The organism is Rhodococcus sp. IEGM 1372 (assembly GCF_030056835.1).
GTDB lineage: Bacteria > Actinomycetota > Actinomycetes > Mycobacteriales > Mycobacteriaceae > Rhodococcoides.
In genome coordinates, this window is sequence record NZ_JASHKS010000072.1 from 1 (window position 1) to 9,214 (window position 9,214).

Genomic DNA, 9,214 nt, shown 5'->3' on the forward strand with positions numbered 1-9,214 from the left:
CAGCTGGTAGACGCGCCGAACGAGCTCACGACCAGAATTGCCCGGTCAAGATCGACGAGCCGGTTTAGTTTCATCGAGCGCTCGGGTATGGTTGCCGCAGTGCAGCAGTGATCGGATTCTGTTGTGGGTGAGGTTTCGGAAGCCGAGGGCTTTCGGCGCAGCGCTGCGAGCCTTCCATTCATGGCTTCGGTCGGCCAGTTCGGCGCTCGGTGCGTGAAGTAGGCGAGGATGTCCGCCCGCCTACGGTGCAGCGTCCTACTGCGCCTGAGGGTCACCTTCGGTAATCGGATAGATCAACGCAACGAATCATGAAGTCGGGATCCTCGAAAACGCGCCGCCGATCGATCGATACCCCCACAAGCTCAGCCGAACCGGCAATTATTGCCCATGTTGTCTCGACCAAGTGATCCACAATTATTGCTCGGGCGACACCCTCCTCGCGGCCTTGTTCAAGCCACCACCCCGTGGCCGAAAGTCCAGAACCCAAGATCGAGCTTACGGCCAGCTGAACCGTCGAGGTATCCATCTTAAGGTCCTCTAAGCGTCGCTCGAATTGCTCCGCTATGATCATAGAAATGGTTCGCAATTCTTCTGCCGCACCACCTCTACCGGACCCAGAGAACTGAAACAACTGGTTCTGAATCAAAAAAGTAAAAACTGACGGGTATTTGTCGACTAAAACGACGTACTCTTCTATCGCTTCGCGCAAAAAGACAATGATGGGCGTTGACGTCTTCGCTTGCAGTACTGTCCGCTCGGCAGAAGCCCAGATCAACGAACCGAATTTGTGAGCGATTGCGCCATGCAAGTCTGCCCGATCTTTAAAATGTCGGTACAGTTTCGGCTTCGAGGCGTTAGCTTCAGTCGCGATATCTTCCATGCTCGCAGCGACACCGTGACGCTCGATGGCTCGAATTGCTGCGTCTACAATCCTAGCCCGTGCCTCCACCCGGTGCGAATCCCAACGCGTAGTTCTGGCGTCCGCGACCCGCCGCTGAATCGACTGCGGAACGGACCCGAAGACTGATGGTAACTCCACAGTCCGAAGACTATCACGCAGATCTGATGCAGAGTAGCGGGCAACGGACGAGTCGGTGCACTGAGACGACTGGCAACATACCAGTGCACCCCTGTCGCGGTGAGCGGCCGACATCGCCGACGCTGGTCAAGCGGTCAATGCTTGAACGGGGGTCACGGACGGCTTCGGTCTTGCAAAGACCAATTGTCCTCTCCACCAACGCAATATAGAACCCTGGATGCACACCGATCAGGTGAGAACTCAGCGCGAGTTGTACACACGAAATTCCCTGTCGTGGTGAAGAATTAGACTTCTCTCACAGAGCGAATTTTAATCACACACGAAGTGCATCTCGCAGATGCAACTATCTCACACCCGACCTGTCGCCGTCGCACGCTTCAACGACCCCAACCTCATGTCCGTCGCCGGGATTGGTCCCGGTCATGGCACTGCCGCACAGGTCGGGCCTGCTCACCCTCGCTGATCAGCACCTGATGTCACCACCGACCGACGCCGGTGCCAACGCCGGCCGAAAGATCGATCCCTGGTCCAGGATTGGTCGTCGGAGCGGATTCCATCGCCGACATGGCGATGCTGCGGCACGGCGTGAGGCGTGCCGTACGGCGTCTGATCCCGGTGTGTTGTGGACCAGGATCAGGGGAGAGTCGTCGCAGATCGGGGCGCTGCTTGCCACCGCGATCAGTGCGGCTCGGATGCCCGCGTGAAGTGTTCGACTGGAACCGTCACGAACACGGCTGTCGCCGTGGCGATGTCGCGCCCACCCTGCGCGTGCAGCTGCGCGGTGACGTACAGCCGACGGCCTTCACGTCGGTCGAGGTTCGCGGTGACCGAGTACGCAGTGTCGAGCCGCACGGGTGCAAGGTAATCGACCTGCAACGACCGGGTGACGGCCAGCTCGCCGACGATGAAGAGGAGGAAGCCGAACAGGTCGTCGAACACGGTGGCGACAGCGCCACCGTGTGCGATACCGGGTGCTCCTACGTGACGTTCGTCGAAGGTATGCACTGTGACCACGCGTTCGCCATCGCGGTGTACATCAAGATGATGTCCGTGCGGATTGTCCGGACCACAGCCCAGGCAACGAACCGAGTGCGGTGGCAACTTCGTACCTTCGGGCAGACTTGCAGTCATACCTGCCGTCCAACCCGCCAACACCGGGTCGGCATGAACGGGGGACGAGTCTGAAACACCTGCAATCGAGCTCGACTGATCTGTCACGACGCTCCTACCGGGCCGATTGATCTGCAGCTGTGATGTTTCGTAATCGGCCATCACTCCACTTCCTCAAGGGTGGTGGGGACGTGATAGGGAGGTCGACTCTTGCCGGACACGCGGTAGCGACCCCAGAAATCGACGTCACCCACAACGCATTCGGCGCGCCCTTCGGGCGTCGTAAAGACCGCAATCGTACGCTTGCCCTCCAGTAGCGCTGCGAGTTCGGCATTCTTGCTGATTCGGCCGTACCAGGTGTACAGGCCGTTGAGGGGCTGAAAATAGCCCTTGATTGTCACCCCTACAGGAATCTCTCTGCCTCGGCACACCAGGGTGGCCTGCCCACAGTAGTCAAGATCGTGCTGATCGGACACTGGTACCCAACTTTCTTCATCAATCGTTGACAACTGGTCGGTCGCTGATAATACTAGCAGTATCCGATACCTTGAGTAACAGCCTCTCATTCGAAACTCAAGCCCGGCCCGAACTACACGGAGGTTTTTTGATGACGATTCAGGATGTCGAAACCAAGTCCGACATCTCGACCGAGGGACTTTCGCGTGTCAACGGGCGCAAGCCGGTAGACATGCAGCGATCGGCCGGTCGGCTGTTGCGTTCGTCGGCCGAGAAGTTTTACGACGCCGACATCGATATCGATTGGGATTCCCCATGGGAGGACGGAAAGCGCTTCTTGCCTGAACACCGCGTGTCGCTTTACGGCTCGAAGTTGTGGGACAAGATGAGCGATGAACAGAAATTCGAACTTGGTCGGCATGAGATCGTAAGCATCCTCAGTTTCGGCATCTACGCCGAAAACCTTCTGAGTTCCGCCCTCCTGCGGATGGCGGCAAAAGGCGCACTCACCGATCAGCGGTCCCTCTTCGCTCTTACGGAGATTGGCGATGAGTCACGCCACTCGACGATGTTCGCCCGTCTGATCAACAAAACGGGCGTCGCGCCATACAAATTGCCCAAGGGTTTCCTCAGTTTCGCCAAGATCCTGCACTTTGTCCCCCTTGGCCCGTCCGTGTCCGGCGCGACCCTTCTGATCGAAGAAATTCTCGACCGGGCGCAGCGTGAGGGTATGAATGATCCTGAAATGCAGCCTCACCTGCGGCAGCTCATGAAGATCCATGTGCTCGAGGAAGCGCGCCACATCACTTTTGCCCGCTTGGAGATGGTCGAGGGAATGCAGCGTCGTGGCCGCATCTCCCGAGCGTGGCATCGCGGCACGCTCGCGGTCATCGCCAACCTTGCGTACCCTTTGCTGATTAACCCGAGGGTTTACCCCGCTGTCGGCATCAACCGGGTGCGTGGCATTTGGGCGCAGCAGACCAGCCCGAACTACGGCGTCAACCTGCAGTTCATGTCCGAGCCGATGATCCGCTTCTTCCATGAGGCCGGGATGATGGAAGGCAAGTTCACGATGGCGATGTGGCGCGCCACGCGTAGCCTTCCCGACGATCTTCGGTGACGGGTCGGTCGCATCGCACGGCCCCCCAACCGACCAATTCCGCGCGCTCGCGTCGTCCCACGGGGCTCCGGGCAGATTCGTCTGCTTGCACCGCAGCCGTAGCGCGTCGATGTCGACGACCCAACGAACGGGGCGAATTGACCGCGCCTCAGCAACCATCATCAGGAGTATCGATACACAATGACGTCTTCCACCAAGCGCTCTCCACGCGCCGCCACGTCGTCGGGACCGGGTGCCGCCGCGCCGATTACCACGAAGATCCTAATTATTGGCAGCGGCTTCTCCGGACTTGGCATGGCCGTACAGCTTCGCCGCCGAGGTAACAGCGATTTCATAGTCTTGGAGAAAGCCGACTCCGTGGGCGGCACGTGGCGCGACAACACCTATCCGGGCTGCGCATGCGACGTCCCGTCCCTCATGTATTCCTACTCGTTCGAGAGCCGCGGTAGCTGGTCGAAGGTTTGGTCGCCGCAGCCCGAGATAGAGCAGTACTTGAAGGACATCTCCGACAAGCGAGGCGTCACGCAAAAGATCCATTTCGGACAAAAGCTGGTCTCGGGTTACTGGAGCGAGTCGGAATCGCGGTGGCATCTTTTTACCGAGTCAGGTCGCGAGTACATCGCGCAGTACCTCGTGTCCGGCGTAGGTGCCCTGCACATCCCAAATTTTCCCGACATCCCAGGGATTGAGAACTTCGCTGGCCAGGCGTTCCATTCGGCAGAGTGGGACCACTCTGTGAACCTCGAGGGAAAGCGGGTGGCGGTCATCGGCACCGGCGCCAGCGCGATCCAGTTCTTGCCCTTCGTGCAGAAGAAAGCCGACACGCTCACGGTGTTCCAGCGGACCCCGGCCTGGGTGCTGCCACGCAAAAATTTCGCGGTACCGCACGCTGTCCGCACGCTGCTCAGTAAGGTCCCGGTTACTCGACGCCTTGCGCGGTGGTCCGCGTATTGGGGCGCCGAGAGCCTGGCTGTGGGTCTCAACGGCCATTCCAATCTGATGCGTCCAATCGAGAAGGTTGCGAAATGGAACATCGAGCGTTCCATCAGCGATCCAGCGCTCCGAAATAAGCTGGTGCCGTCCTACCGCATCGGTTGCAAGCGAATCCTGGGGTCGAACGACTACTATCCCACGCTCGCCGCGCCGAACACGACGGTGGTCACCGACCGGATCGACAAGGTCACCGCAGACTCGATCGTCACGTCCGACGGCGTATCACATCCCGCGGACGTGATCATTTATGCCACCGGATTCCATGTCACCGACGGGTTCGATCAGCTCAAGCTCAAGGGCGCGCGGGGCGATGACCTGCCGACGCACTGGCACCAGACGGGCATCAACACCCATCTCGGCATCGCAACCGAGGGCTTCCCCAACCTGTTTTTCCTGCTCGGACCCAACACCGGCCTGGGACACAATTCGGTCGTGTTCATGATCGAACAACAGATCAAGTACATCATGAAGGCCATTGACGCTGTGGCGAGTCGCGGTGCGCAGCGTATCGACGTGCGGCCCGAGATTCAAGAACATTTCAACAAAGACATTCAGCGAAAACTCGCCAAGGGCGTATGGACCAAGGGTGGATGCACCAGTTGGTACCTCGACTCGCACGGTGTCAACCGCACGGTTTGGCCAGGGTTTACATGGCAGTACTGGCGCGCCACCAAGGACTTCGAGCCCGCTGACTATGAAATCGCCTGACAGACCCCTACTGAACACATCGACGAAGCGAAGCGAGTACACAACAGTGAGTAGTGCGATATCGCGCGACTACGCGACGAAAGTCGCGGTCGTCACCGGGGCCGCCTCCGGGATCGGCAGATCACTTGCCCTCCAGCTAGCAGGACGCGGTGCCAGCCTTGCATTGTCCGACATCGACGAGATGCACCTCAAGGAAACGGCCGACATCTGCCGTACGGTGCATGGGGCGACGGTTGAGACCTCCGTGCTGGACGTTGCGGATCGCTCGGCGGTCCAGGACTACGCGGATGGCATCCAGTCCTCCTTCAGACAGATCAACATGGTGTTCAACAACGCGGGCGTCGCACTCGGTGCCGACGTCGTTGATATGTCCTGGGACGATTTCGATTGGTTGATGGGTATCAACTTCGGTGGTGTCGTCAACGGGTCGAAAGCATTCCTTCCGCACCTGATTTCCTCGGGTGATGGCAATCTGATTAACACCTCCAGCGTCTTCGGGTTGGTCGGTATCCCCAGTCAAAGCGCATACAACGCATCGAAGTTCGGTGTCCGTGGTTTCACCGAAGCACTTCGCCAGGAGATGAAGATCAGCCGGTACCCGGTCACCGTGACGTGCGTTCACCCCGGTGGCGTGAAGACCAACATCGTCAACCACGCCAGGGGCGTATCCGCCATGGGAGCGGATACGAGCACCATCGCCTCGGTGTTCGACAAGATCGCACGAACGACCCCCGACAAGGCAGCGTCCGCTATCCTCAAGGGCGTGGACAAGAAGAAGCCCCGCGTCCTGATCGGCGCAGACGCACGGGGATTCGACTTCGTCGCACGCGTTATAGGTCCTCGCTACCAGGACGTGGCTGCGCCGATGACGCGTATGGGCTACGCGTTGGCGCGCAAGCGGGGGATCCTCAAATGAGCGTCGAGCAGGAGGCGCGCCCCAAGACAACCGCGCGATCGCGGACTCTTACAGTGTCGGAGGTCGTGCAAGAGACCAAGGACTCCGTGACTGTCGCCTTCGAGGTGCCGGACGAGATCGTCGACGATTTCAAACACCTACCCGGGCAATTCATCACTCTCAAGATCCCGTCCGATCAGACCGGTCATGTCGCACGATGCTATTCGCTGAGCAGTTCGCCTCACGTCGATGATTTCCGTCTCGAGATCGGGGTCAAGCGTACTGACGGTGGGTATGCGTCGAATTGGTTGTGTGACAACGTTTCCGTTGGTATGGAGGTCACGGTACTCCCCCCGTCGGGGCAGTTCACCGCGAAGAACATGGACGTCGACATGCTGTTCTTCGCCGGCGGCAGTGGCATCACGCCGGTCCTGTCGCTGGTAAAGTCGGCACTGGTATCGGGCGGAGGGGAAGTCGTGCTGTTCTACGCGAACCGTGACGCCGATTCGATCATGTACGCGCGGCAGCTCCAGCAGATCAGCTCCGAGTTCCCCGAGCGGTTCACGTTGGTCGACTGGCTCGAGTCCGAGAAAGGGATCCCAACGTCCGAAGCTGTAGAGAAGCGCATTCGTGGCCACAAGGGGTCGGAGATCTTTACCTGCGGCCCCGCCCTCTTCATGGACCTGGTGGAAAGGTCTGCCACCGCGTGTGGAGTGGCTCATTCGGTTGTACATCGAGAGGTGTTCCAGTCTCTCTCAGGTGACCCGTTCGACAACGCCACACTGCGGCGACTCAGCGACGCTGAGGGAGTGGCTACGGCGACGGTCTACTTAAACGGCGAGTGCATAACAACGCAGTGGCCGCGTAACACGCCGCTACTCGATGTGCTGTTGTCGCAGGGATACAACGCTCCTTACTCGTGCCGCGAGGGAGCGTGCAGTGCCTGTGTGTGCAAGCTGATCGAAGGTGAGGTCGACATGGTACGGAACAACATCCTGGTCGATGAAGATATCGAGGACGGCGAACGCCTTTCCTGCCAAGCGCTACCGCGCACCGACGCCGTGACCATGAGTTTCGATGATCTCTGACACAGCAGCAGGGGTCGATGTTTCTCGACGAACCAGGGAGGTAATCTCCGGCGACGGGACGAGGCTGTTCGTCGAAGAGTTCGGACTCGACGATGACGCGCCTCTGCTGGTGTTCAGCCACGGGTGGGCATGCCAAGGCCGATTCTGGCGGCCACAAATCGACTACTTCGCCAAGACCCACCGTGTGGTGGTGTACGACCAGCGTGGGCATGGTTGGAGCGATCGGGGGCAAGCGCCGTTGTCGTCCTCGGTCCTCGCCGACGATTTGGAGGCGGTTCTGCGCGCCGTTGTCACCTTACCTCGCAAGGCGATGGTCGTCGGGCACAGCATGGGCGGTATGTCCATCATGGGCTGGGCGGCGGGACACCCCGACTCGGTGGCCGCCCTTTCCCGCGCCGCCGTTTTGGCCAGCACGGGTCCATCCGAAGTGGTCAGCAAGTCAATCCTTATCAGGTCGCCACGGCGATTCTCCGCCTCACTCAAGCGCGTGTTCGCCTTGAGTCTTGCGTTGGCGGGGCCGGAGATGGCCAACACGCGGCTCACCCGTCGACTTGTGAAGTACGGCACGATGGGTGCCCTCGCTCCGGTCGATGTGGTTGCCGAGTGTTCCGACATCGTGTTGCGGTGCCCGCCGACTGTAAGGGGGGGGTGGGGCAAGGTCCTAGCCACCATCGACGTGAGCGCAGGGATTGACCTATTAGAAGTGCCGACGACAGTGCTTGTCGGCACTGCCGACAAGTTGACACCTGAAGTTCATTCTCTAGAACTGGCAGAACGGCTGCGGCAACATGGCAGATTGCACGAGATGGTGACTCTGCCGTTGATCGGACACATGATCAACATGGAGGAGCCGGACGCATTCAACGCAGCGCTTACCCGGTTGGACACCGCGACCAGGGATTAACTGTGCTGGTGAGATCCCGCCCTCGGTCCCCGATACAGGGTTCTGAATTTCAGAACGGTCTCCACTGATAAATCGTCGAGATCGGTCTCCTCGACGTCGAGCAAGCGGCAGAATGCCAACAAGTCATACCCGTAAGCGCGCACGGTGCGAGGTGAGTAGGCGCGGTCGGCGAGGTGCTCTTGACCAAAATGACCTCGCGGCAGATCAATATGCTGGCACAACGCCAGTGCCGAAAGATTGTGGCCGACGTTCAAGCACGAGTACTACTACCGGCACGCCTTGATAGTGTCCCATGGGGTGGTGTGATTCGGATCGGTGAACCATCTTGCTCGGATACCTGCTTGCGCAACCTGGCGAGTTCGGTGCGCTCGGCGGCGGTGAGCGGTTGATCGCCGGATGCTGCGGCGGCTTCGATTCGCCGGCGTTCGTCGGCGACCCACCGACCGAGGAGGGGCTTCGTTGATACCCATTCGCGGGCGACCTCGGCGATGGTGCGGCCGGAATCGGTCACCCTGTGGGCGGCCTCGACCTTGTACTCGGTCGTGAACGACCTGCGTTTGCGGGACATGAGGACATCCTTCCAGCGGAACCATCGATCCCGCTATCTCGGTGTCCACCATCCGGGGGGGAACCTCAGCACACCCTCGTCGCTCAGCTTCACGATGATCCCTTTGACCCGAATTCACAAGTTTATGACTCCACCGAACGTAGCCGTCACTGACGTTCGCGACGACGCTTTTGTCGATCACGCCAGGAACTGAGGTGGTGGCACGCCGGACGGATTCTTGTCCGGAAGGGTGCTATGAGTCTCTCGGGAATGGGGTCTTGCGTGACACAGACCGGCGGTGACGGCGCTCATCGAAATTCCCCACTGACGCTCACTGAAATTCCCCACCCGTGT

At 59.7% G+C, this 9,214-nt stretch carries 10 protein-coding genes and 2 pseudogenes; 6 read left to right on the plus strand and 6 right to left on the minus strand.

Annotated elements, in window-relative coordinates:
* Positions 1-45: 45 nt before the first annotated feature.
* Positions 46-254: pseudogene (locus tag QM590_RS25360) on the minus strand (transposase); the annotation flags it as partial.
* A 17-nt stretch (positions 255-271) separates the two neighbouring features.
* Entirely contained in the window at positions 272-1,039 is a 768-nt protein-coding gene (locus tag QM590_RS25365) for a TetR/AcrR family transcriptional regulator (protein WP_269596837.1), read from the minus strand.
* A gap of 337 nt (positions 1,040-1,376) precedes the next feature.
* Here QM590_RS25365 and QM590_RS25370 point away from each other — a divergent pair.
* Positions 1,377-1,639 (plus strand): annotated as a pseudogene (locus QM590_RS25370) (IS1380 family transposase); the annotation flags it as partial.
* Between the two features lie 78 nt (positions 1,640-1,717).
* On the opposite strand, the gene QM590_RS25375 reads toward QM590_RS25370, so the two are convergent.
* Both QM590_RS25375 and QM590_RS25380 read right to left on the minus strand, forming a co-directional pair.
* On the minus strand, positions 1,718-2,053 hold the full coding sequence (locus QM590_RS25375; RefSeq protein ID WP_317814135.1) for a PaaI family thioesterase: 336 nt from the start codon (positions 2,051-2,053) through the stop codon (positions 1,718-1,720).
* A gap of 257 nt (positions 2,054-2,310) precedes the next feature.
* A complete protein-coding gene (locus tag QM590_RS25380) occupies positions 2,311-2,625 on the minus strand; it encodes a DUF4873 domain-containing protein (protein ID WP_269596839.1) in 315 nt (104 codons plus the stop codon).
* Between the two features lie 131 nt (positions 2,626-2,756).
* Between QM590_RS25380 and QM590_RS25385 the strand changes: the two genes are divergently transcribed.
* The 5 genes from QM590_RS25385 to QM590_RS25405 all read left to right on the plus strand — a co-directional run bounded on the left by QM590_RS25385 (position 2,757) and on the right by QM590_RS25405 (position 8,313).
* Positions 2,757-3,725, plus strand: a complete 969-nt coding sequence (locus QM590_RS25385) for an AurF N-oxygenase family protein (RefSeq protein ID WP_269596840.1) — start codon at positions 2,757-2,759, stop codon at positions 3,723-3,725.
* Between the two features lie 180 nt (positions 3,726-3,905).
* Positions 3,906-5,426, plus strand: a complete 1,521-nt coding sequence (locus QM590_RS25390) for a flavin-containing monooxygenase (RefSeq protein WP_269596841.1) — start codon at positions 3,906-3,908, stop codon at positions 5,424-5,426.
* 46 nt (positions 5,427-5,472) lie between these two features.
* On the plus strand, positions 5,473-6,342 hold the full coding sequence (locus QM590_RS25395) for an SDR family NAD(P)-dependent oxidoreductase (RefSeq protein ID WP_269596842.1): 870 nt from the start codon (positions 5,473-5,475) through the stop codon (positions 6,340-6,342).
* The gene (locus tag QM590_RS25400) at positions 6,339-7,409 is read left to right on the plus strand and encodes a ferredoxin--NADP reductase (RefSeq protein WP_269596843.1); all 1,071 of its coding nucleotides are present in this window, start codon (positions 6,339-6,341) and stop codon (positions 7,407-7,409) included. The genes QM590_RS25395 and QM590_RS25400 overlap by 4 nt, the downstream gene beginning before the upstream one ends.
* Positions 7,399-8,313 carry an alpha/beta fold hydrolase gene (locus QM590_RS25405; protein WP_269596844.1) on the plus strand — a complete coding sequence of 305 codons (915 nt, stop codon included), beginning with the start codon at positions 7,399-7,401 and terminating at the stop codon, positions 8,311-8,313. The genes QM590_RS25400 and QM590_RS25405 overlap by 11 nt, the downstream gene beginning before the upstream one ends.
* On the opposite strand, the gene QM590_RS25410 is transcribed toward QM590_RS25405, so the two are convergent.
* Both QM590_RS25410 and QM590_RS26030 read right to left on the minus strand, forming a co-directional pair.
* Complete coding sequence (locus QM590_RS25410) at positions 8,310-8,567, minus strand: site-specific integrase (protein ID WP_332112710.1); 258 nt, start codon at positions 8,565-8,567, stop codon at positions 8,310-8,312. The genes QM590_RS25405 and QM590_RS25410 overlap by 4 nt on opposite strands.
* On the minus strand, positions 8,564-8,881 hold the full coding sequence (locus tag QM590_RS26030) for a transposase (protein WP_411741392.1): 318 nt from the start codon (positions 8,879-8,881) through the stop codon (positions 8,564-8,566). Before QM590_RS26030 ends, QM590_RS25410 begins: the two co-directional genes overlap by 4 nt.
* Positions 8,882-9,214: the final 333 nt, after the last annotated feature.